The sequence below is a fragment of the Levilactobacillus tujiorum genome (assembly GCF_012641185.1).
Taxonomy (GTDB): Bacteria; Bacillota; Bacilli; order Lactobacillales; family Lactobacillaceae; genus Levilactobacillus; species Levilactobacillus tujiorum.
In genome coordinates this window covers 1-329 of the sequence record NZ_JAAXLK010000058.1, presented here as the reverse complement: position 1 = coordinate 329, position 329 = coordinate 1, and the positions used below count along the sequence as shown (strand labels likewise).

Below are 329 nucleotides of genomic sequence, written 5' to 3'. Positions count from 1 at the left end.
TGACCCGTACCCCAAAAGTTGGAACAAACTAGAGGGGTATAAATCATGGTTGTTTCAGTTGAAAATAAGATTAAAGCTGTCGAAGACTATCTTAGTGATCGTGGTGAATCGTATACAATAGTTGCGACGCGTTACGGTATAGGACGGTATGCTCTTCGTGTTCTAACTGGTATTTATCAAGTTCATGGTCGAGAAAAACTATTGAATCCGCCACACATAACTGGTGAATTCCGTGTGAATTTAGTAGAGTGGAAGGAAAAGAATCATGCATCGTTAGAAGCAACCTGCATCAAGTTTGGTTTCCCGAAGCCTACGTCTGTTTCGAATTG

General features: G+C 41.0%; 1 protein-coding gene. It reads left to right on the top strand.

Annotation, left to right across the window (positions count from 1 at the left end; translation table 11 throughout):
• Nucleotides 1–45 precede the first annotated feature (45 nt).
• Nucleotides 46–329, top strand: a 284-nt coding sequence (locus tag HF569_RS12795) for a helix-turn-helix domain-containing protein (RefSeq protein ID WP_232842630.1), incomplete at its 3' end; no start/stop codon positions are given.